Origin of the sequence: Mycetocola miduiensis, from assembly GCF_900115155.1 — a bacterium.
GTDB classification, from domain to species: Bacteria; Actinomycetota; Actinomycetes; order Actinomycetales; family Microbacteriaceae; genus Mycetocola_A; species Mycetocola_A miduiensis.
The window spans coordinates 42583-64399 of record NZ_FOVM01000003.1; the positions used below are offsets into that span (position 1 = coordinate 42583).

The 21817-nt window shown below is 65.0% G+C and carries 19 protein-coding genes; 7 read left to right on the top strand and 12 right to left on the bottom strand.

Annotated features, from left to right (window positions below; translation table 11 throughout):
- Positions 1 to 89: 89 nt before the first annotated feature.
- From ctaE to BM197_RS06075, 5 genes are read left to right on the top strand one after another with little or no spacing between them, the layout of a single operon-like run.
- A complete protein-coding gene (gene ctaE / locus BM197_RS06055) occupies positions 90 to 758 on the top strand; it encodes an aa3-type cytochrome oxidase subunit III (RefSeq protein WP_090709790.1) in 669 nt (222 codons plus the stop codon).
- A gap of 20 nt (positions 759 to 778) precedes the next feature.
- A complete protein-coding gene (qcrC, locus tag BM197_RS06060; RefSeq protein ID WP_090709791.1) occupies positions 779 to 1594 on the top strand; it encodes a cytochrome bc1 complex diheme cytochrome c subunit in 816 nt (271 codons plus the stop codon).
- A 43-nt stretch (positions 1595 to 1637) separates the two neighbouring features.
- The gene (gene qcrA, locus BM197_RS06065; protein ID WP_090709793.1) at positions 1638 to 2720 is read left to right on the top strand and encodes a cytochrome bc1 complex Rieske iron-sulfur subunit; all 1083 of its coding nucleotides are present in this window, start codon (positions 1638 to 1640) and stop codon (positions 2718 to 2720) included.
- On the top strand, positions 2717 to 4339 hold the full coding sequence (qcrB, locus tag BM197_RS06070; protein WP_090709795.1) for a cytochrome bc1 complex cytochrome b subunit: 1623 nt from the start codon (positions 2717 to 2719) through the stop codon (positions 4337 to 4339). Before qcrA ends, qcrB begins: the two co-directional genes overlap by 4 nt.
- 45 nt (positions 4340 to 4384) lie before the next feature.
- Complete coding sequence (locus BM197_RS06075; protein ID WP_342714558.1) at positions 4385 to 5236, top strand: putative RNA methyltransferase; 852 nt, start codon at positions 4385 to 4387, stop codon at positions 5234 to 5236.
- A 190-nt stretch (positions 5237 to 5426) separates the two neighbouring features.
- Here the strand turns inward: BM197_RS06075 and BM197_RS06080 are convergent, their stop codons facing one another.
- The 5 genes from BM197_RS06080 to BM197_RS06100 all read right to left on the bottom strand — a co-directional run bounded on the left by BM197_RS06080 (position 5427) and on the right by BM197_RS06100 (position 10547).
- Positions 5427 to 5849, bottom strand: a complete 423-nt coding sequence (locus BM197_RS06080) for a cytochrome c oxidase subunit 4 (protein ID WP_090709799.1) — start codon at positions 5847 to 5849, stop codon at positions 5427 to 5429.
- Positions 5849 to 7579 (bottom strand): aa3-type cytochrome oxidase subunit I, encoded by a 1731-nt coding sequence (gene ctaD / locus BM197_RS06085; RefSeq protein WP_090709801.1) that lies wholly within the window; start codon positions 7577 to 7579, stop codon positions 5849 to 5851. The genes BM197_RS06080 and ctaD overlap by 1 nt, the downstream gene beginning before the upstream one ends.
- Before the next feature lie 2 nt (positions 7580 to 7581).
- A complete protein-coding gene (gene ctaC / locus BM197_RS06090) occupies positions 7582 to 8484 on the bottom strand; it encodes an aa3-type cytochrome oxidase subunit II (protein WP_090709803.1) in 903 nt (300 codons plus the stop codon).
- 173 nt (positions 8485 to 8657) lie between these two features.
- The gene (erpA, locus tag BM197_RS06095) at positions 8658 to 9017 is read right to left on the bottom strand and encodes an iron-sulfur cluster insertion protein ErpA (RefSeq protein ID WP_090709805.1); all 360 of its coding nucleotides are present in this window, start codon (positions 9015 to 9017) and stop codon (positions 8658 to 8660) included.
- Between the two features lie 111 nt (positions 9018 to 9128).
- On the bottom strand, positions 9129 to 10547 hold the full coding sequence (locus tag BM197_RS06100) for a dipeptidase (RefSeq protein ID WP_090709806.1): 1419 nt from the start codon (positions 10545 to 10547) through the stop codon (positions 9129 to 9131).
- Between the two features lie 39 nt (positions 10548 to 10586).
- On the opposite strand from BM197_RS06100, the gene BM197_RS06105 reads away from it, so the two are divergent.
- Positions 10587 to 11174: a DUF3043 domain-containing protein gene (locus tag BM197_RS06105; RefSeq protein ID WP_245762416.1), complete on the top strand. Its 588-nt coding sequence runs from the start codon at positions 10587 to 10589 to the stop codon at positions 11172 to 11174.
- Between the two features lie 24 nt (positions 11175 to 11198).
- Here the strand turns inward: BM197_RS06105 and BM197_RS06110 are convergent, their stop codons facing one another.
- The 3 genes from BM197_RS06110 to hisD form a co-directional block, all read right to left on the bottom strand.
- Complete coding sequence (locus BM197_RS06110) at positions 11199 to 12233, bottom strand: quinone-dependent dihydroorotate dehydrogenase (protein ID WP_090709810.1); 1035 nt, start codon at positions 12231 to 12233, stop codon at positions 11199 to 11201.
- A 29-nt stretch (positions 12234 to 12262) separates the two neighbouring features.
- Positions 12263 to 12757: a transcriptional regulator NrdR gene (gene nrdR / locus BM197_RS06115; RefSeq protein WP_090709812.1), complete on the bottom strand. Its 495-nt coding sequence runs from the start codon at positions 12755 to 12757 to the stop codon at positions 12263 to 12265.
- A gap of 311 nt (positions 12758 to 13068) precedes the next feature.
- Positions 13069 to 14379, bottom strand: a complete 1311-nt coding sequence (hisD, locus tag BM197_RS06120; protein ID WP_090709814.1) for a histidinol dehydrogenase — start codon at positions 14377 to 14379, stop codon at positions 13069 to 13071.
- Positions 14380 to 14475: 96 nt separating this feature from the next.
- Between hisD and BM197_RS06125 the strand changes: the two genes are divergently transcribed.
- Positions 14476 to 14970, top strand: coding sequence for a flavin reductase family protein (locus tag BM197_RS06125; protein WP_090709816.1), 495 nt, complete (start codon positions 14476 to 14478; stop codon positions 14968 to 14970).
- Between the two features lie 2 nt (positions 14971 to 14972).
- Here the strand turns inward: BM197_RS06125 and BM197_RS06130 are convergent, their stop codons facing one another.
- From BM197_RS06130 to lspA, 4 genes are all read right to left on the bottom strand, one after another.
- Positions 14973 to 16631 (bottom strand): hypothetical protein, encoded by a 1659-nt coding sequence (locus tag BM197_RS06130; protein ID WP_090709817.1) that lies wholly within the window; start codon positions 16629 to 16631, stop codon positions 14973 to 14975.
- Positions 16632 to 16701: 70 nt separating this feature from the next.
- Complete coding sequence (dnaE, locus tag BM197_RS06135) at positions 16702 to 20220, bottom strand: DNA polymerase III subunit alpha (protein ID WP_090709819.1); 3519 nt, start codon at positions 20218 to 20220, stop codon at positions 16702 to 16704.
- A gap of 36 nt (positions 20221 to 20256) precedes the next feature.
- Positions 20257 to 21177: an RluA family pseudouridine synthase gene (locus BM197_RS06140; protein ID WP_090709820.1), complete on the bottom strand. Its 921-nt coding sequence runs from the start codon at positions 21175 to 21177 to the stop codon at positions 20257 to 20259.
- Positions 21177 to 21815 carry a signal peptidase II gene (lspA, locus tag BM197_RS06145; RefSeq protein ID WP_090709822.1) on the bottom strand — a complete coding sequence of 213 codons (639 nt, stop codon included), beginning with the start codon at positions 21813 to 21815 and terminating at the stop codon, positions 21177 to 21179. The genes BM197_RS06140 and lspA overlap by 1 nt, the downstream gene beginning before the upstream one ends.
- Positions 21816 to 21817 lie beyond the last annotated feature (2 nt).

Sequence of the window (21817 nt, forward strand, 5' to 3'; positions counted from 1 at the left end):
CGACCGAGCGACTGACGGCGCATTCACGGCGGATTCCCTGCCCGTTGTGAGCGTTGCCTAACCTACGAGACTTGCCGCCGGGGCTGGGAATGCGAAAATCCGGCTGGGATATCGGCCATAATGGAGAAGTGACGAGCACTTCATTGAACTATGCGGCGAGAGCCCCGAAGATCAACAGGCCAAACACTGTCGCTGTAGGCACCATCGTGTGGCTCGGCAGTGAGGTCATGTTCTTCGCGGGACTTTTCGCGATCTATTTCACCCTCCGGTCGGTAGCACCGGACCTCTGGGCCAGCGAGACCGCCCTGCTGAACGTTCCGTTCTCGACGGTCAACACGATCATCCTGGTGAGCTCATCGTTCACCTGCCAGTTCGGCGTCTTCGCCGCTGAGCGGATGCAGCCCCGGTCCGTCGGCTGGAAGCCTTCCCAGTGGGGAATGGTCGAGTGGTTCTTCCTCACCTACGCTCTCGGCGCCATCTTCGTAGCCGGCCAGATCTACGAGTACGCCATCCTCGTGAGCGAAGGCGTGTCGCTGTCGTCCAACGCATACGGTTCCGCGTTCTACTTCACTACCGGTTTCCACGGCCTCCACGTCACCGGAGGGCTCATCGCATTCCTCCTCGTGATCGGTCGTGCGTACGCCGTCAAGTCGTTCGGTCACAAGGAAGCGACGAGCGCCATCGTCGTCTCCTACTACTGGCACTTCGTTGATGTCGTCTGGATCGGCCTCTTCTTCGTCATCTACGTACTTCAATAGCAACCGGAGAAAGCACAGCAATGCCCAGGACAACATCCCCCTCCGCCTCCAAGAGCCGGAAAGCACGCCGCCGCGGCCCGCTCGCCACGATTTCGCTTCTCGCCGTCGGCCTTCTCTTCACCGGTGGCGCTTACGCCGCCTTCTCGACGAGCACCGCAAGCGCCGAAGTTCCCGCTGTGGTCAGCGCGGCGAGTGTTGAGGAGGGCGAGAAGCTCTTCGCGGCGAACTGCGCCTCCTGCCACGGCCTCGCGCTTGAGGGCACGGAGAACGCTCCGAGCCTGATCGGCGTCGGCGCGGCTGCCGTCGACTTCCAGGTCGGAACGGGACGGATGCCGATGCAGGCCCACGGCCCGCAGGCCCCGGACAAGCCCGTCCAGTTCACCGACGAGCAGATCCTGTCGATGGCACAGTACGTTGCATCCATCGCCCCCGGCCCCGCTATCCCCGACGAGTCTCTCCTCGACGGCGAGGGCGACGTCGCCAACGGTGCCGAACTGTTCCGCATCAACTGCGCCATGTGCCACAACGTCGCCGGTGCCGGAGGCGCCCTCACCGAGGGCAAGTGGGCACCAAGCCTGTCGGGCGTCGAGCCCGCGCACATCTACGAGGCAATGGTCACCGGACCGCAGAACATGCCCGTCTTCAACGACGCGAACCTCACCCCCGAAGACAAGCGAGATGTCATCTCGGCACTCAAATTTATGGAAGAAAACCCCTCACCAGGCGGAAACCAGCTCGGTTCGCTCGGGCCGGTCGCTGAGGGACTCTTCCTCTGGATTTTCGGTCTCGGCACCATCGTCGCGATTACCGTGTGGATCACAGCACGGTCGAACTAGGCACGAGGCTTTAGAAGAATGCGCAGAATTATGAAGGAGCAACATGGCACAGGACGGTAACAGCGGCACGGACATCGCCGCTGCCGACTCGTCGAGCACCGGCCACGGCACCGAACACGCCGTCGGCACGGCGGTTGTGGCCAGGGATGCGGTCCAGAACCCAGGATTCCCCCCTCACCGCGCCCGGGTCACCGACCTTGACCCGAAGAAGGAGAAGAACGCTGAGCGTACGGTTTACACGCTCTTCTACCTCTCCATCGTCGGCAGCGTGTTGGCCATTGCGGCATACATGGCGTTCCCGATCATTCCGGAGGACATCGGCTCCGTCCGGATGAACAACCTCATGATCGGTCTCGGTCTCGCCCTGGCATTGCTGGCGATCGGCATCGGAGCCGTGCACTGGGGTAAGGCCCTCATGCACGACCAAGAGGGCATCGACATGCGTCACCCGGTGCGCGGCTCGGAAGACACCAGGGCACGCGCCGTTGAGATCTTCGATGAGGCCAACCGGGAGTCCGGCTTCGGTCGTCGTTCCCTGATCCGCAACAGCCTGATCGGTGCGCTCATCGCGTTCCCGCTCCCGGCCATCGTCCTGTTCCGCGGGCTCGCCCCCGAGAACGAGAACCCGGTCGACCTGCTCAAGCACACGATGTGGGAAGCCGGCGACAAGCTTGCCCGCGACCCCTCCGGACTGCCGATCAAGGCATCCGATGTCACGATTGGGTCGGTCTTCCACGTCATCCCCGAAAAGCTGGCCAGCGTCGGACACTCCGAGGGCTACCTCGAGGAGAAGGCAAAGGCCATCGTCCTGCTGATGCGGCTCAAGCCTGAAGACCTCGTCGAAGACGAGGACAAGAAGGACTGGTCGTACGACGGAATCGTCGCATACTCGAAGGTGTGCACCCACGTCGGATGCCCCGTGGCGTTGTACGAGCAGCAGACCCACCATCTGCTCTGCCCGTGCCACCAGTCGCAGTTCGATGTCACCAACCACTGCGCCGTGATCTTCGGACCCGCGGCACGTCCCCTTCCGCAGCTTCCGATCGCGATCGATGACGAGGGCTACCTCATCGCCCAGAGCGACTTCCGCGAACCTGTTGGCCCGAGTTTCTGGGAGCGTCATTGAACACCGTCACGGCCCCGGCCGAACCAAGACCAGCCGTACCGGCGAAGAAGTCCGGCGGTTTCACGGCAGCCGCGTCGAACTACATTGACGAGCGGACGAGCATCTCGACCGCCGTCAAGGAACTCGGTCGCAAGATCTTCCCCGACCACTGGTCGTTCCTGCTCGGTGAAGTGGCGCTGTACAGCTTCGTCATCATCCTTCTCTCGGGAACGTTCCTGACGTTCTTCTTCGATGCGTCGATGGCCGAGGTGCACTACGACGGCTCGTACGTGCCGCTTAAGGGCGTCGAGATGTCGGCGGCAATGGCATCCACCCTCGACATCTCCTTCGACATCCGTGGCGGCCTTCTCATGCGCCAGGTCCACCACTGGGCAGCACTGCTGTTCGTGGCCTCGATCGGCCTGCACATGCTGCGCATCTTCTTCACCGGTGCCTTCCGCAAGCCGCGTGAGCTCAACTGGGTGATCGGCTTCGTCCTCTTCATCCTCGCCATGGCTGAAGGCTTCACCGGTTACTCACTACCTGATGACCTGCTCTCCGGTAACGGCCTGCGGATCATCGACGGCATGGTGAAGGGCATTCCGCTCATCGGCACGTGGACCTCGTTCCTCCTCTTCGGCGGCGAGTTCCCCGGCACAGCGATCGTCGGTCGCCTGTACTCCCTCCATATCCTTTTGCTTCCGGCGATCATCCTCGTGCTCATCGCCCTGCACCTGCTGTTCGTCGTCGTGCACAAGCACACCCAGTACCCCGGCCCAGGACGCACCGAGCAGAACGTCGTCGGATTCCCGATCCTCCCGGTGTACGCAGCGAAGGCCGGTGGGTTCTTCTTCATCGTCTTCGGTGTTGTCATGCTCATCGCGTCGCTGTTCACGATCAACCCGGTCTGGAACTACGGCCCGTACGACCCGTCCCCGGTCTCCGCAGGTACCCAGCCTGACTGGTACATCGGCTTCGCCGACGGCGTCCTGCGACTGGCTCCCCCGCACCTGGATGTTGTTCTCTTCGACCACACCTTCTCGTTCGGGATCCTGATTCCACTCACCCTGGTCGGCGTGTTCATCATGCTCGTGCTGTTCTACCCGTTCATCGAGGCGTGGATCACCGGCGACAAGCGGGAACACCACATCCTCGACCGTCCCCGCAACGCGGCGACCCGCACGGCGATCGGCGCAGCCGGCGTCACGTTCTACGCCGTCCTGTGGGCTGCTGCGAGCTCGGACATCATCGCGACTCACTTCAAGCTCACGATGGAGGGTGTCATCCACACCCTGCAGGTGCTGCTGTTCCTCGGACCGGTCATCGCCTACTTCATCGCGAAGCGCACCTGCCTCGCGCTGCAGAAGAAGGATCGCTCGATCGCGCTCCACGGCTACGAGTCTGGCCGCATCGTCCGTCTGCCCGGTGGCGAGTACATCGAGGTGCACGAACCTGTCGATGACTTCGAGCGCTGGAAGCTCGTCAGCCACGAGTCCTACCAGCCGCTGATGATCCGCCCGGACTCGCGCGGACGTATCACCGTGGCCCAGCGCGCACGGGCGGTCCTCTCACGGTGGTTCTTCGAAGACCGCATCGACCCGATCACACGGGCCGAGATCGAATCCTCCAACCACCACTAGGACGAGTTCCTTCAACACGATCGGGCAGCGTTGACCCTCCACCGTTTGGCAGGGGGGCTTCGCTGCCCGATCTGTTTCTCAGCCGGTTTCGGCACTGTTCCGCTCTCCCCTACCGGTACGCTCGTTCTCGGTTGTGCGAACGGGCACCGGTTCGATGTGAACAAGCGCGGCTACGTGTCCCTCCTGCCCCCGAAAACCCGGGTGGTCGGGGACAGCGCCGAGATGCTTGCCGCGCGCGCCCGGTTCTTCGCGACGGGGGCGTACCAGCCGATCGCTGACGCGGTAGCCGGGGCATCTTCGAACGCCGTTACAGGTGCCGGCGCCCGGATCGCTGAGATCGGCTGCGGCACCGGCTACTATCTCGACGCGGTCAGCAGCGCTGTCGACGCCGGAGACATCCTCGCAGCTGACCTGTCGCCTGCCGCCGTCCGAACCGCTGTGAACAGCGTCCCGGGAGCCGTTGGACTGGTACTCGACGTCTGGCAGCCACTCCCCCTCGCCGATGCGTCACGGGACATTCTGCTCAGCGTCTTCGCCCCCAGAAATCTTCCTGAATTCGCCAGGGTGCTCGATATCGACGGATGCCTGGTTGCCGTCGTGCCCACCGGCAACCACCTCCACGAAGCGCGCGCTGCCGGTCTCGCCCTCGACATCCCTGAGGGCAAGGCCGACGACCTGGTGCGCACAGCTGAGCCCTGGTTCGATGAGGTCGAACGCACCGAGGTCGAGTTCCAGATGACGCTCGACGGCGAAGCGCTCGAACTCTTGCTGGGGATGGGCCCGTCAGCCCATCATGCGCTCACCACGGACCGCGCGCCGGATGCTCCTGGTATCGTCACGGCATCCGTCACCGTCCTCACCCTCCGTCGCACCCCGAATTCAGGCGATCCTGCCTGAGCGTCGGAGTGTCGCGCCCTCCGGAAGGCGAGTCGGCCCGGATCTGCTGGTTCTGAAGGCCTGAAGGCCGGAGCCGCCTGAATCCGAAGGACCGAACCTCCTGAATTTGAAGCATGGAAGCGCGGCAAACCCCGCCAAACCCGAAACGGCCAGGCACATCAGTGCCTGGCCGTTTCGGGTGTTGCCGGTGTCAGTGGGCGTGGTACCCGCGGTAGAACTCGTAAGTCCAGCCGACGACAGAGACCACCAGCACCGGAACCGCGATGAACGAGATCCAGAAGCCGACCGACAAGCCGAGCATCATGAGCGCTCCACCACCGGCGAGGATGATGGGCCACCAGCTCCACGGAGCGAAGTGGCCGAGCTCCGGGTCGCCGTCATCGATGTTCGAGCTGAGGATGTCCTCCGGTAGCTCCCCACCCTGGTGACGGTGCACCCGGTTGAGGTAGAAGCCGAGGAACAGCGCCAAAAGCACCGACAGTGTGAGCGCTGTCGCGCCGGCCCATTCAATGGTGCCGTGGGATGGATCGTTGAGGCTCCAGACGATGTACGTCACATCGGCGATCGCGAAGAAGCCCGCGAGGATCCAGAAAAGGTTGACGTTCGCTTTCATTACTTCACTTCACCTTCCGCGAGATCGTACGTCGGGGCATCCGGGGCGTCCTTCGCCGGGCCGACGCCAACGGGGATGCCGGCTTCGGGGTGGTTCAGATCGAAGGCCGGACGCTCTGAACGAATGCGCGGAATCGACGTGAAGTTGTGACGAGGTGGCGGGCAGGATGTCGCCCATTCGAGCGATCCGCCGTAACCCCACGGGTCGTTGACGGTCACCTTCGGCGCCTTGCGGGCCGTGATGTACACGTTCAGGAAGAACGGAAGCATCGACAGCGCGAGAATCATCGAGCCGACCGTCGACAGCTGGTTCATCCAGGTGAAACCATCCTCGGGCGAGTACGTCGCGTAACGACGCGGCATCCCGACGACCCCGAGCCAGTGCTGGATGAGGAACGTCGTGTGGAAGCCGATGAAGAGCAGCCAGAAATGCCAGTAGCCGAGCCTCTCGTTGAGCATCTTGCCGGTCCACTTGGGCCACCAGAAGTAGAACCCGCTGAACATTGCGAAGACGACGGTACCGAACACGACGTAGTGGAAGTGCGCCACGACGAAGTATGTGTCAGAGACGTGGAAGTCGAGCGGCGGCGACGCCAGGATGACACCGGTGAGTCCACCGAACGTGAAGGTGATGAGGAAGCCGATCGCCCAGAGCATGGGCGTCTCGAAGGTAACGGACCCCCGCCACATCGTGCCGACCCAGTTGAAGATCTTCACGCCGGTCGGAACCGCGATGAGCATTGTCATCAGTGCGAAGAACGGCAGCAGGACCGACCCGGTCACGTACATGTGGTGTGCCCACACCGTGACGGAGAGGGCGGCGATCGCGATCGTCGCGTAGACCAGCGTCTTGTATCCGAAGATCGGCTTACGGCTGAAGACCGGGAAGACCTCACTCACGATGCCGAAGAACGGCAGGGCGATGATGTAGACCTCGGGGTGGCCGAAGAACCAGAACAGGTGCTGCCAGAGAATCACTCCGCCGTTCTCGGCGTCATAGATGTGCGCGTCGAAGACTCGGTCTGCGCCGAGCGCGAAGAGGGCCGCAGCGAGAACCGGGAAGGCCATCAGGACGAGCAGCGACGTGACGAGCGTGTTCCAGGTGAAGATCGGCATCCGGAACATGGTCATGCCGGGAGCGCGCATGGTGATGATCGTGGTGATGAAGTTCACACCACCGAGGATTGTTCCGAACCCGGACAGCGCCAGGCCGAGCACCCAGAGGTTACCGCCGATGCCCGGCGTGAACGTTGTGCTTGAGAGCGGTGCATACGCGAACCAGCCGAAGGAGGCTGCACCCTGAGGGGTGAGGAACCCGCCCACGGCCAGGAGACTGCCGAACAGGAAAAGCCAGAATGCGAAGGCGTTCAGTCGCGGGAACGCGACGTCCGGGGCACCGATCTGCAGGGGCATAAGCGCGTTGGCGAACCCGGCGAACAGCGGCGTCGCGAACATGAGCAGCATGATCGTGCCGTGCATGGTGAACAGCTGGTTGTACTGTTCCTTCGTTTCGAGCAGGTTGAGGCCCGGTTCGAACAGCTGCGCACGGATGATCAGGGCCATCACGCCGCCGATGCAGAAGAACAGGAACGAGGAGATCAGGTACATGTACCCGATCGTCTTGTGGTCGGTGGAGGTGATCCAGTTGACGAGGACGTTCCCCTTGCGCTGCACCGTATTCCGGTTCAGCACACGGGCCTGTCCAGCAGGAATCTCGATGGTGGTAGCCATGGCTAGTTTCCCTCCTCGGGACGTTCCGGCGCGTCGATACCCGGAAGCGTGGCGTTGCGGGAAAATTCGTCGCCGAACTCTCCGATGTTGCCCTGGTCGGCCAGCGACTGCAGGTAGTCGTCGTACTCGGCCTGCGAAACGACCTCGACGTTGAAGAGCATCAGCGAGTGATACTCGCCGCAGAGCTCGGCGCACTTGCCGGCGTAGGTGCCTTCACGCTCAGGAGAGAACGACATGTAGTTGGTCTTTCCGGGGAACATGTCCTTCTTGTAGAGGAAGTCGATGACCCAGAACGAGTGGATGACGTCGCGCGATTCGAGTGCGATTCTTACGTCGGCGCCGACGGGCAGGTACAGCGTCGGGAGCTTCTCCTGGTCGATGGTGCCTGCGGCGGCCCCTTCTTCCTGCTCACCCTGGACGCCTGCGAACCAGACATCCTCGCCGTCCACCGCTTCTTCGTAGATGAAGTCCCAGGCCCACTGCTTCGCGAAGATCGAGATCTCGACGTCGGGGTCCTCATACTGCGTCTCGATCGCGGCCTGGTCCCGCGCCGTGAAGGCGAAGAAACCGAGGACGAGGATCAGCGGCACGATCGTGTAGAAGATCTCGATCGGCATGTTGTAGCGCATCTGGACGGGAAGGCCGGTCTGGCCCTTCCTGCGGCGGTAGACCACGATGGCCCAGATGATGAGCCCCCAGGTGAGCAGGCCCACGAGAAGGAGGATGATCCACGAGGTGACCCACAGACCGGCTACCCGCTCGGTGTGGTTGGTGACGGGCGGTTCGCCCTCAACAAAACCTGGAAGATAGCCGTGTAGTTCGGCCTGGGTACAGCCGGCCAATACCACGGCGAGCGTGATGGCAACCGGTATAGCAGCCCATCGGAGTCGACGATTCGAGCGCACCTGGGACCTTTCGATGACAGTGTTATTTCAGCCATCAGTCTAGCCCGATACCGCAGCCGGCTCTGGACCATTTCGGTGCAGTGGGGCGGAATTCGGCGGCTCAGCCGGGCTTAAACGCTGCAGGGGACGTGCCGTTCCCGGCGCGTCCCCTGCACAAAAAGCTGAATATCCGCCTAGTGGAAGCTGTCTCCGCAAGCGCAACTGCCGCCTGCGTTCGGGTTGTCGATGGTGAAACCCTGCTTCTGGATGGTGTCCTCGAAGTCGATCGAAGCGCCGTCCAGATACGGGACACTCATCTTGTCGACAACGACCTCGACGCCGTTGAAGTCCACGGTCGTGTCACCGTCGAGGATGCGCTCGTCGAAGTACAGCTGGTAGATGAGCCCGGAGCAGCCGCCCGGCTGGACCGCGACGCGCAGCCGGAGGTCGTCACGGCCTTCCTGCTCGAGCAGGCTCTTCACCTTGGCTGCTGCCGTGTCGCTCAGCCCGACTCCGTGGGCGGGCGGGGCGGATGTCAGCGTCGTGTCGCTCATGACTCTCCTTGGTATGTCGTACTTGCGTGGTCTGTCGTACTTGCGCCGTTGCGAAAATTCATTCTACGCATCCCAACCGGGGATGGCCTGCGAGAATTCCCGGGCGCCGTGTCAGCGCGTTTGTGCGTTGAGACGGCCGAGCAGCAAAGCCTCGGCGAGGATCGCACGATGGAAAACACCGAGGTGAAGTGATTCGTTCGGGCTGTGAGCTCGTGAGTGGGGGTCCTCCACTCCGGTGACGAGGATCTCGGCCTCGGGGAACTCACGGACGAGGTCGGCGATGAACGGAATCGAGCCACCGACCCCCAGCTCGACCGGCTCCACTCCCCAGGCATCCGCCATCGCACGCTTCGCCTCGCCGACCGCGTGCCCGCTCGTGTCGACCAGGAACGGGTCGCCGAGGTCGAGTTCGTCGATCTCGATCGTCGCGCCGAACGGCGTGTTCGCCATCAGGTGCGCTTCGATTGCCTCAGCGGCCGCCCTGGCCGTCTGGCCGGGCGCCACCCGGACACTCACTTTGACGGCGATGACCGGGGACAGCGTGTTCGACGCATTCGCCACGGTCGGCGCGTCGATGCCGGTGACCGTGATCGACGGCTGCGACCAGATGCGGCTGAGGATCGAGCCGGTACCCACCGGCTGGGTGCCGGGAAGAAGGCCGGCTTCAGCACGGAGCTGCTCTTCCGAGTACTCGGGTGTCGACCCCTCGTACCGGGTCAATCCGTCCACGGCGACAGACCCGGCGTCATCCCAGAAGGTCGCGAGCAAGCGGATGCCGGCGAGCATGGCATCGGGGATGGCTCCCCCGAACATCCCCGAGTGCGAAGCATGCTCCAGGGTGCGGATCGTCAGGCGGAAGGTGACATTGCCGCGCAGTCCGATGGTCAGGGCTGGGGTTTTCTCATCCCAGTTGTTTGAATCCGCGACGATGATGGCATCCGCGGCGAGGGCATCCCGGTTCTCGGCCAGGAAGTTGGCGAACGAGCGGGACCCGAACTCCTCCTCCCCCTCGATGAACAGCGCGAGGCCGAGGTCGAGGTCGTCGCCGACCGTCTCGGTGAGCGCACGGAGCGAGGCGATGTGCGCCATCACCCCTGCTTTGTCGTCGGCGGCGCCTCGGCCGTAGATGCGGTCCCCGCGGACGGTCGGTTCAAAGGGCTGGGAGTCCCAGTCCTCATCCTTGCCTGGAGGCTGGACGTCGTGGTGGGCGTACAGCATCACGGTGGGCCGCCCGTTCCTCGCGCGACGGGTCGCGAGCACGGCCGGCTGGCCGAGCTCGCTGCCCTGCCCGATCGGTGCCTGCCGGATCTCGACGGTGTCGAACACGCCCGTTTCCTCGGCCAGCGCGGCGACTGCTTCCGCGCTCTGCCGCACGTGCGCAGGGTCGAAGGCCGCCCACGAGACACTCGGAATCCGCACCAGTCTGGACAGATCGGCGATCGTCGACGGGAGCCCGGTCGCAACAGCCTCCCTGATGGCTCCGTCGACGGCGGAGGGAACTGAAGGAACGTGCTCGGCGGTATCGGTCATGCAGGTAATCTTAAGAGATATCCAGCGCAAGGACTTATCGTGACCAAGCACACCCCAGACTCGTCTTCCGAGCCCATGATCGAAACCGCCCAGGAGACGGCCGCCCGCGTCGCCGCCGGCAAGGGCCGCCCAACACCGACCAGGAAAGAACGTGAAGCGCTCAACAAGCGCCCACTCGTTCCAGGCGACCGCAAGGAAGCAGCGAAGGCAGCACGGGCGAAGACGGCCGAAGCCCGCGAGAAAGCTCGACTTGGCCTTGCCGCGGGAGAAGAACGCTACCTCCCGGCTCGCGACCGCGGTGTGCAGAAGCGCTTCGTGCGCGACTTCGTCGACTCCCGCTTCAACATCGGTGAGTTCCTGATCCCGGTCATGTTCCTCGTGATCATCCTCACGCTCTTCCCGGCGACGATCCAGGTCTACGCAATGCTGCTGCTCTGGGCTTTCTTCGGCGTCGCCGTGCTCGATGCGATCTGGCTCGGCATCCAGGTGAAAAAGAAGCTCGGCGCGAAGTTCGGTGAGGCATCCGTCGAGCGCGGCGTCCGCTGGTACGCGGCCATGCGTGCGTTCCAGATGCGCGTTCTGCGCCTGCCGAAGCCGCAGGTCAAGCGCGGGCAGCGCCCCGCCTGATCGCGCTTCCGACGGGCATGCGCGTCAGGACGCGGATGCCCGTCGGCTGAGTTCCCGGTTGATCTGCCGCGCCCACAGTGGGCCGCGGTAGAGGAACGCCGTGTAACCCTGGACGAGCGTAGCGCCGGCGGCGAGGCGTTCGGCCACGTCAGCCCCGGTCTCGACTCCGCCAACGGAGATGACGCAGAGGCTCTCCGGGACGGTGGCGCGGATGAGACGGAGCACTTCGAGGGATCGTTCCGCGAGGGGCGCCCCTGACAACCCGCCTGCCCCGGCGGCTTCGATTACGCCGGCCGGCGTCGACAGCCCGGTCCTGGCGATGGTCGTGTTGGTGGCGACGATCCCGTCGAGACCGACTCCGACCGCCAGTTCGGCGATCCGGCGGACTTCGTCGTCGGTGAGGTCCGGCGCGATTTTCACGAGGAGCGGTGTCGCGGCCGCTGCCTGCTTCACCGCGGTCAGGAGCGGCTCGAGCTTGTCGAGTTCCTGCAGGCCCCGCAACCCAGGGGTGTTCGGTGAGCTGACGTTAACCACGAGGTAGTCGGCGACGGGCGCGAGCAGCTTCGTGCTCGTGAGGTAGTCGTTGACGGCGGCGTCAACGCCAACCACACGGCTCTTGCCGATGTTCACGCCGAGCACTGGCCGCCCTGGCACGTTCCGCACCCGGGCAAGGCGACGGGCAGCGGATGCCGCCCCGCCGTTGTTGAAGCCCATCCGGTTGATCACAGCACGGTCAGGGATGAGTCTGAACAGCCGCGGTTTCGGGTTTCCTGGCTGCGAATGGGCCGTCAGCGTGCCAACCTCGACGTGGCCGAATCCCAGGGCACCGAGGCCGATGACCGCGTCACCGTCCTTGTCGAAGCCCGCAGCGACGCCGAACGGCGTGTCGAAATGCAGGCCGAGGGTCTTGACGCTGAGGTCGACCGTCGGGCGGGTGAAGCGCCTGGTCATCCCTGCGAGCCCGACGGCGGGCAGCGCCCGGATCACGTCGAAGGCGAGGTGGTGGGCGCGTTCAGGATCGAGCCTGGACAGAACGGAGGTGAAGAGAATGCGATACATGCCTGTGCAAGGCTACCGTGAGGCGGCTGTCACGCCTGCGCAGGCTCCTCGGTTACCTCCGTTGCGGCATCCGACGTCTCGCGTTCATCCCGGAGGATGGTGATCGCGTCTTCGAAGTCCTCGAGCGAATCGAACCCCTGGTAGACACTGGCGAAGCGGAGGTAGGCGACCTCGTCGAGTTCGCGCAGCGGGGTGAGGATGGCGAGCCCTATCTCGTTGGCGTCGATCTGGCTGGTGCCGGTCTGGCGGATGGACTCCTCGACCTTCTGAGCGAGGATCGCAAGGTCGGAGTCGGTCACCGGCCGGCCCTGGCAGGCCTTGCGGACCCCGGAGACGACCTTTTCCCGGCTGAACGGTTCGACGACACCGCTTCGTTTGATCACGTTGAGGCTCGCGGTTTCGGTCGTCGAGAAGCGCCGACCGCACTCGGGGCACTGCCGGCGGCGTCGGATCGACAGCCCATCGTCGCTGGTGCGGGAGTCGATGACGCGTGAATCGGGATGGCGGCAGAACGGGCAGAACATGTGTCAAGACTAGTCGAGGGCCGGCGCCACTGCCTCGGCCTGCCCGGCCTGCCCCGGGCCCGCCGCGCTCGCGCGGGTGTTCCGGGCGGGCGCGGGTGCATTTACGCCCGCGCACCGCAAAAACACCCGCGCTCCCGGGCATTCTCCGGTTTTATCTGCGGAAGCGGCTCTGAACAGGGCCACCGAGCACCACGTGCGCACACGGACCGGCACACGCGACCGGATGCCGCTGCGCGGGTGTTCCGGGCGGGCGCGGGTGCATTTACGCCCGCGCACCGCAAAAACACCCGCGCTGCCGGTAGTCGGCGCCGCTAGTCGGAGGGGAACCGCGCCGTAATCGCGTCACCGTGGGCAGGAAGAGCTTCGGCGCGCGACAGCGCGACCACCCGCTGCGCCACCTCGGACAGGGCTGTACGGTCGTAGTCGACAACCTGCTGCGGGCGGAGGAACGTGTACGCCCCGAGCCCCGAGGCGAACCGTGACTGTCCGCCCGTCGGCAGGACGTGGTTGGAGCCCGCGAGGTAGTCGCCGAGGCTCACCGGGGAGTGCTGCCCGAGGAAGATCGCCCCGGCGCTCGTGATGGTGGCGAGAACGGCCTCATTGTCAGCAGTCTGGATTTCGAGGTGCTCGGGACCGTACGCGTTGCTGAACCGGGCGGCTTCGGCAAGGTTGTCGACGAGCACGATGGCCGACTGGGGGCCACCTAGCGCCTCGCTGACCCGGGTGGAGTGCTCGGTGGTTGCAGACAGCGAGCGGAGGTGGGATGTCACGGCATCCGCAAGGTCTGCCGAGTCGGTGACCAGCAGCGACGCCGCCGCTTCGTCGTGTTCCGCCTGGCTGATGAGGTCGGCGGCGATGAGCCGAGGGTCAGCCTGGGCGTCCGCGATCACAAGGATTTCGGTCGTCCCGGCCTCGGCATCGATGCCGACCACTCCGCGGACGAGTCGCTTGGCTGCTGCAACGTAGATGTTTCCCGGGCCGGTGACCACGTCGACCGGTTCAAGCCCGAGCTCGGGGACGCCGTAGGCGAGAGCGCCGATAGCGCTTGCACCACCCATCGCGTAGATCTCGGAAACCCCGAGGAGCCCGGCGGCGGCAAGGATGGTGGGGTGCACCGCTCCCCCGTGTTCGCGTTGCGCCGGGGAGGCGAGGGCGATGGATGCGACGCCGGCGACCTGGGCGGCGACGACGTTCATGACGACACTGGACGGGTAGACAGCTTTGCCACCGGGTACATAGAGCCCGACCCTGTCCACAGGCTGCCAGCGCTGCCGAACGGTGGCGCCCGGCGCGAGGGTGGTCGTCACCGGGACGGGGACCTGCGCGCTCGTCGCCGCGCGCACACGGTCGATGGCCGACTCGAGGGCCTCGCGAACGGCGGGGTCGAGGGCGTCGACTGCGGCAGCGACAGCGGCCGGTTCGACCCGGATCTGCACATTCTCGACACCGTCGAACTGTGCGGCGTGACGTTGAAGGGCGCTTTCGCCGTCTGCCCTCACCTCATCGATCAGCAGTCTGGCGGCATCGGACGCCACTGACACGTCCACGGTCGGACGCGGGATGAGGGAGAGCAATTGCGCGCGGGTAGTGTGGATTCCGCGGAGGTCGAGTGTCTGGATCATGGCGAACCAAGCATATCCGCCGAGCCGCAGGGCTCCCGCCCCGCTGGCGTTCGCCCGACGTGCGCCGCCAGCATCCGTGACTAGAGAAAGCACACGATGAACTCGATGCAACCCGACCTCGACGCTTTCAAAGCGGCTTTCCGCCGTCATGCCGCTGGCGTCGCCGTGATTACAGCACGGGACACGGCGGGAGTGCCAGTGGGGTTCACGGCGACGTCACTGGCGTCACTGGCTGCGGTTCCGCCGCTCGCTACCTTCAACATGGCGAAGAGCGCGAGTTCCTGGCCGGCGATCGCCTCCACCGAACGGGTCGCCATCCACATGCTCGGCGCCCGGAATCGTCGGCTGGCCGAGATCATGAGCGGTGATCACGCCGCCCGATTCATCGGCGACCACTGGCATGAGGGTGAGAGCGGCCTGCCCATTCTCGACGGTGTGACGACGTGGATGACCGGAAGAATCATCGAGCGGCTGTCCGTACACAACAGCGCGGTGGTCGTGGTGCAGATCGAGGGCGGCGAGATCGGCCCGGACGACGAGCCGCTCATCTACCATGAGCGTCGCTACGTGCGTCCGGGCGACATCGCCTGAGCTCAGCCCCGGGTGATTCCCTCGAGGTTCCTGAGCACACCGACGCGGCCGTCGTCGTGGCGGAGGACCAGCTCTGACCCTCGATCCATGATGGCAAGTGCCCATGCACTCGGGCCGATCTCGAAGACGGTCGCACCGGAGACCTCATCGACGACTGGACGCGGCACGGGCGAGTACACCCAGAACGGCTGGGTCGAGAACACGGCTGTTGGCTGCTCCGAGCCTGACCCGTAGGCGTCGGATGCTCCGCCCGGTGCGGTTCGCGCGGAGACGTGGCTGAACGCGGACCGGGGTGCTGGTTCCGCGGTGTTCGGTGTGCCGCCGACCTCCCCGTCGTCCAGGTCCTCGTCGTCGCGGAACTCGTCGTTGCGGAACTGGTCGACTGGCACGGCAGCTACGCCCTGAGGATCGACCGCGGGCACGTCTGTGGCCACGAAACCGGGCGCGACCGCCTGCGGTTCGGCGGCGGCATCCGTTGGCAGGGTTCGCGTCGGCTCGTCCGACGTCGTGTCGACGAGCTGCTGCTCGACGGGCTGCTGCTCGACGGGGGCCTGCTCGACGGGCTGCTGCTCGACGGGCGCCTGCTCGACGGGCTCCTGCTCGACGGGCTCCTGCTCGACGCGCTGCTGCTCGGCGGGCTGCTGCCGGGCGGGCTGGAAGGCAACTGCCCCGACCGAAGGAGCAACTGGTGCTGCTGGGTACGAGGTGGTCTGGTCGTCGACGGGCAGCGGCCCGGACGGTGACCCCTTGCGCCGGTACGCGGCGAATTCGCCGGGGCGGGCCTCGGGCATCTGCATGCCGAGTTGATCGGGGTATGCAGTCTGCTGCTGCGGCGCCGGGGCCGGACGCTCAGCGCGCGGGCGGCGAGGCACCGGCGAGACCGGCCGGGCCAGTGGGTGGGCGCTCACTTCGCTCCGGCGCTCGATCTCCGCTCCGAAGACGGGGAGCACGGGCGCGAGCGTGGTGACCGCGACGGCGACGAGGGAGAACACCAGGCCGACGAAGATGCCGGCACCGGGTTCGAGGATGTCGGAGCCGCCGCCGAACCAGGCCGGGAATCCGGCGATGAGGAACAGCGCACCGAGGTAGAAGCCCGCGGTCACAACGGATGCGACGGAGGCGAACTGGTCCACTGAGAGCGACCCGACCGACAGGCGCCAGGTCGGCAGGAGCCTGCGCATCACCATCAGGGCCGCCGCGGCGACGAGAAGAAGCGCGGCGGGGATGATCAGCCAGCCCGCAGGAGACCAGGCGCTCGCGTAGCCGAAGACATCGGCATAGTCCCCGGCGAGGAACGGCAGGAACGAAGCGACGAAAACAAGTGCGACCGCTTCGAGGAAAAGCGCCTCACGCAGCGTGAATGGGCCGACCCCGTATGGCACGCCGTTCGCGTCGGTCTTCTGTCGGGGCTTTCGCGCCGGGCGCTTGCCCTGTTGCGGCAGGGCAGGCGCCGGCTGCTGGGGGACGTACTGCGGATACTGCTGCTGCGACGTCTGGCCCTGGGCGGAATAGACCGGCTGCGGCGGCTGCCCCTGTACCGGATACGACGGAGCGGGGGACCCGCTGGGTTGGCCGTAGGGCTGCTGCGGAGCAAACGGGGGTTGCTCCCCCTGGACGGGCCCGGTGCCTTGAGGCTGTTCGGGCAAGTTCGGGTTCGTCATGGGGAATCCTTCGTTTCTGGCAGTGCTGACCGTCGCCCCGCGAACGGGAGGTGTCGGGTTCGAGCGTAGTTCAACCGAGACAATTCGGCCCGAGCAGTGATTTGAGTTCACCGAACAGGTCAGGGGTCACCTTCACCGGGTATGGGATCTCGAAGACTCGTGCGACGTCGCCCCGAACCAGTTTCAGGCGCACCTCCGCATCGCCGGAATGGCGGGTGAGGATGCTTCCCAGCTGCGTGACGAGTTCGGTCGTGGCGCGGGCGTCAGGCATGGTGAGCGTCAGCGGACCCGACACTCCACCCTGCTCGACATCCGGCGAGAAAATGCTGTACGCGTGAAGGTTCATGCCGTCGTCGCGCATGCTGACCCGGCCCCGGACGACCACAACGGAGTCGTTGACGAGGGTTGGGGCGAACTCCTGGTAGGCCTTGCCCATGAACATGACGGTGATCTCGCCGCCGAAGTCCTCGACCTGGATCATCCCGTACTGGTTCCCGGAGGTCTTCGCCACCCGGTGCTGCACACTCGTGACCAGGCCGGCGATCGTGACGGTGTCGCCGTCCTGGGTGTGCTCAGACGTGAGCAGGTCGGTGATGGTCGTGGTGGCGTGCTTCGCGAGCTGCAGTTCCAGTCCCGCGAGGGGGTGGTCGGACACGTAGAGCCCGAGCATTTCGCGCTCGAAGGCGAGTTTGTCTTTCTTCGACCATTCAGGGCGGTCCGGCGCGGACTCCGCGGGGGCGTCCAGGTCGAAGATGCCACCGAACAGGTCCACCTGGCCGTTCGCTTCATTGCGTTTGAGGCTGACGGCGCTGTCAACGGCATCCTCATGGACCTCGATCAGGCCGCGGCGGGTCGCGCCGAGCGAGTCGAATGCCCCGGCCTTGATGAGCGATTCCACCGTTCGTTTGTTCGCGACCTGCAGCGGCACTTTGCGCAGGAAGTCATGGAACGAGGTGAATTCACCCTCGCGCTCCCGGGCTGCCCGGATGGCGTCGACGACGTTGAAGCCCACGTTCCGCACGGCACCCATCCCGAAACGGATGTCCTCGCCGACAGCGCGGAAGAATCCGATCGACTCGTTCACATCGGGCGGAAGCACCTGGATGCCCATTCGGCGGCACTCGTTGAGGTAGATCGCCGCCTTGTCCTTCGAATCGCCGACACTCGTCAGCAGAGCAGCCATGTACTCGGCCGGATAGTGGGCCTTGAGGTAAGCGGTCCAGTACGACACGACGCCGTATGCCGCTGAGTGCGCCTTGTTGAACGCGTAGTCGGAGAAGGGCAGGAGGATGTCCCAGACGGCCTTGACAGCGGCATCTGAGTACCCGCGCTGACGCATGCCGCCGCTGAAGCCTTCAAACTGCTTGTCGAGCTCGGACTTCTTCTTCTTTCCCATCGCACGGCGGAGAATGTCGGCCTGGCCGAGCGAGAAGCCTGCGAGCTTCTGCGCAACGCTCATCACCTGCTCTTGGTAGATGATCAGTCCGTATGTTCCGCCGAGGATTTCCTGGAGCGGTTCTTCGAGTTCCGGGTGGATCGGAGTGATCGCCTGCAGGCCGTTCTTGCGAAGCGCGTAGTTCGTGTGGGAGTCGGCGCCCATGGGCCCGGGGCGGTACAGCGCGATGACCGCCGAAATGTCTTCGAAGTTGTCTGGCTTCATCATGCGCAGCAGACTGCGCATCGGGCCGCCGTCGAGCTGGAACACCCCAAGGGTGTCGCCGCGGGCGAGCAGTTCGTATGCGCCGGCGTCGTCGAGTGCGAGTTCCTCGAGTTCGATGCGGGTGCCGCGGTTCGTCTCGATGTTGTCGAGGGCGTCGCTGACGATCGTCAGGTTCCGCAGCCCGAGGAAGTCCATTTTGATCAGGCCGAGCGATTCACACGCCGGGTAGTCGAACTGCGTGACGATCTGGCCGTCCTGCTCACGCTTCATGATCGGGATGATGTCGATCAGCGGATCGCTCGACATGATCACGCCTGCGGCGTGCACGCCCCACTGCCGTTTGAGGTTCTCGATGCCGAGCGCCGTGTCGAAGACGGTTTTCGCTTCGGCATCCGTCTCGACGATGGTGCGGATGTCGACGGCTTCTTTGTATCGAGGGTGGGTCTTGTCGAAGATCCCGGTGAGCGGGACGTCCTTGCCCATGACGGGTGGCGGCATCGCCTTGGTGAGCTTATCGCCCATTCCGAAGGGGAATCCGAGCACGCGGGAGGAGTCCTTGAGTGCCTGTTTGGCCTTGATCGTGCCGTAGGTCACGATCTGGGCAACGCGCTCGTCGCCGTATTTCCTGGTGACGTAGTTGATCACCTCACCTCGGCGCCGATCATCGAAGTCGACGTCGAAGTCGGGCATCGACACCCGGTCGGGGTTGAGGAACCGCTCGAAGATGAGGCCGTGAATGAGCGGGTCGAGGTCGGTGATCTTCATCGCGTACGCGACCATCGATCCTGCACCTGAACCACGCCCTGGGCCGACCCGGATGCCGTTCTCCTTCGACCACTTGATGAAGTCGGAGACCACGAGGAAGTACCCGGGGAAGCCCATCTGCACGATGACGCCGGCTTCGTAGTTCGCCCGGGCCCGTACGTCGTCCGGGATGCCGTTCGGGTAGCGAGCGACGAGGCCACGTTCGACCTCTTTGATAAACCAGGTCTCTTCGGTCTCTCCGGCGGGCACAGGGAAGCGCGGCATGTAGCTCGCGCTCGTGTTGAATTCGACGTTGCAGCGCTCGGCGATCGCGAGGGTGTTGTCGCAGGCATCCGGGTGGTCCCCGAAGATCTGGCGCATCTGCTGCGCGGACTTCAGGTAGAACTCGTCGGCGTCGAACTTGAACCGATTCGGGTCGTCGAGGGTCGACCCGGACTGGACGCAGAGCAGCGCAGCGTGTGCCTTCGCGTCATGGGCGTGGGTGTAGTGGAGGTCGTTGGTGGCGACGAGCGGAAGGTCGAGCTCTTTCGCCAGGCGGAACAGGTCGGTCATGGTGCGGCGCTCGACGTCGATGCCGTGGTCCATGACTTCGCAGTAGAAGTTGTCTTTACCGAAGATGTCACGGAACTCGGCAGCCGCGGCCTTGGCCTCGTCGTACTGGCCGAGCCGCAGCCGCGTCTGGATCTCTCCACCGGCGCACCCGGTCGTCCCGATGACACCCTTGGCGTATGTGGAGAGTAGTTCGCGGTCCATCCGCGGTTTGAAGTAGTAGCCCTCGATTGACGCGAGCGATGACATCCGGAACAGGTTGTGCATTCCCTCGGTCGTCTCCGAGAGCAGCGTCATGTGCGTGTACGCACCGCTACCCGAGACGTCGTCACGGCTCTGCGCGCTGGATCCCCAGCGCACCCGCGTCTTGTCTGTGCGGTGCGTGCCAGGGGTGATGTACGCCTCGGTGCCGATGATCGGTTTGATCCCCGCTGCGGTGGCTGTGCGCCAGAAATCGAAGGAGCCGAACATGTTGCCGTGGTCGGTTACCGCGACCGCCGGCATTCCCTCCGACACAGCGGCATCGATCAGGGGTTTGACGCGTGCGGCGCCGTCGAGCATCGAGAACTCGCTGTGAACGTGAAGGTGAACGAATGAGTCGTCAGATGAGGGCAAGACTTCTCCGGAGAACTGAGGGGCTGGACATTCAGCCTAATCCTCACGGAGGACATCGAGCGCGTGCTGGAGGTCCGAGGGGTATGCCGCGTCGTAGGTGACCCACTCCCCCGAGCCCGGGTGGCTGAACGACAGCCGGGCGGCGTGCAGCCACTGCCGGGTGAGGCCGAGCCTCGCCGCGAGGGTGGGGTCGCCGCCGTACAGCGGGTCGCCGACACACGGATGCCGTTGTGCGGCCATGTGGACACGGATCTGGTGGGTTCGACCGCTTTCGAGATGGATCTCGAGCAGGGACGCACCGGGGAACGCTTCGAGGGTTTCGTAGTGAGTCACGGAGGGTTTGCCCTCGGCAGTCACCGCGAATTTCCAGTCGTGCTTCGGGTGCCGGCCGATCGGGGCGTCGATCGTCCCGGTGAGCGGGTCGGGGTGGCCCTGCACGATCGCGTGGTACACCTTCTCGACCTCGCGGTCGTGGAAAGCTCGCTTCAGGTGCGTGTATGCACGCTCGCTCTTGGCGACCACCATGAGCCCCGTGGTTCCGACATCCAGCCGGTGGACGATACCCGCGCGTTCCGCCGAGCCTGACGTCGATACGCTGTAGCCCGCACCGGCCAGGGCCCCGAGAACCGTGGGTCCCGTCCAGCCCACCGAGGGGTGAGCCGCGACACCGATCGGCTTGTTAACGACGATGATGTCGTCATCGTCGTGCACGACGGTCAGGTCGCTGACGACAACCGGCACAACGACCGGCTCCTGGCGTGGAGCCCAGCTGACCTCCAGCCAGGCATCGGCGTGAAGCCGATCCGATTTTCCCGCCGGCCGGCCGTCGATGCTGACGCCGCCGGCTTCGGCGACCTCTGCCGCGAAGCTGCGCGAGAACCCGAGCACTTTGGCAAGGCCGGCGTCGACCCGTACGCCCTCGAGCCCGTCGGGGACGGGCAGGCTCCTCGTCTCCATCAGGCGTCTGACCGGTTCGGTTCGGCCCCAGGAACACTCGTTCCCGCACCCGGCGCGGCATCGGCAGCGGCATCGGCCGTGTTCTGTTCCGTCGCATCCGCCGCGTCAGCGGACTTCGCCGACACCGACCGGGTGCCGTCGAGGTTGATCCCGCGGATCGTCAAGATGATGAAGAGACCCATGCTCGAAACGATGCAGATGTCGGCGACGTTATAGATCGCCGGGATCATCCACGGGGTCGAGATGAAGTCGATGACGTGTCCGAGCCCGAAGGACGGTTCACGGAACAGGCGATCGGTGAGGTTACCCAGGACCCCGCCGAGGAGCAGCCCGAAGACCACCGCCCAGCCCATCGACCGGATGCGACGGGCGAACACGATGATGACGACAGTGACCACGGCGGCGAGGATCGAGAAGATCCAGGTGCTGCCTGCGGCGAGCGAGAACGCCGCCCCCGGGTTCTTGACGAACTGCAGGATGAGCAGATCGCCAAGAACCTTCACCTGCTCGCCAAGCGGCAGGGTGGAGACGACGAGATACTTTGTGAACTGGTCGAGCGCTAGCGCCGCTGCCGCGAGGACCGCGACAACGACGAGCGCTCGGACACGGGGAGGTTGCGCCGGTGTTTTCTCCGGCACGA

Excerpts from the sequence above, each read along its gene's own strand:
- ctaD (WP_090709801.1), bottom strand. The coding sequence starts at position 7,579 with ATGGCTACCACCATCGAGATTCCTGCTGGACAGGCCCGTGTGCTGAAC.
- BM197_RS06130 (WP_090709817.1), bottom strand. The coding sequence starts at position 16,631 with ATGACGAACCCGAACTTGCCCGAACAGCCTCAAGGCACCGGGCCCGTC.
- hisD (WP_090709814.1), bottom strand. The coding sequence starts at position 14,379 with ATGATCCAGACACTCGACCTCCGCGGAATCCACACTACCCGCGCGCAA.
- BM197_RS06080 (WP_090709799.1), bottom strand. The coding sequence starts at position 5,849 with ATGAAAGCGAACGTCAACCTTTTCTGGATCCTCGCGGGCTTCTTCGCG.
- nrdR (WP_090709812.1), bottom strand. The coding sequence starts at position 12,757 with ATGTTCTGCCCGTTCTGCCGCCATCCCGATTCACGCGTCATCGACTCC.
- BM197_RS06125 (WP_090709816.1), top strand. The coding sequence starts at position 14,476 with ATGAACTCGATGCAACCCGACCTCGACGCTTTCAAAGCGGCTTTCCGC.
- erpA (WP_090709805.1), bottom strand. The coding sequence starts at position 9,017 with ATGAGCGACACGACGCTGACATCCGCCCCGCCCGCCCACGGAGTCGGG.
- BM197_RS06110 (WP_090709810.1), bottom strand. The coding sequence starts at position 12,233 with ATGTATCGCATTCTCTTCACCTCCGTTCTGTCCAGGCTCGATCCTGAA.
- BM197_RS06100 (WP_090709806.1), bottom strand. The coding sequence starts at position 10,547 with ATGACCGATACCGCCGAGCACGTTCCTTCAGTTCCCTCCGCCGTCGAC.
- qcrC (WP_090709791.1), top strand. The coding sequence starts at position 779 with ATGCCCAGGACAACATCCCCCTCCGCCTCCAAGAGCCGGAAAGCACGC.
- ctaE (WP_090709790.1), top strand. The coding sequence starts at position 90 with ATGCGAAAATCCGGCTGGGATATCGGCCATAATGGAGAAGTGACGAGC.
- BM197_RS06140 (WP_090709820.1), bottom strand. The coding sequence starts at position 21,177 with ATGGAGACGAGGAGCCTGCCCGTCCCCGACGGGCTCGAGGGCGTACGG.
- qcrA (WP_090709793.1), top strand. The coding sequence starts at position 1,638 with ATGGCACAGGACGGTAACAGCGGCACGGACATCGCCGCTGCCGACTCG.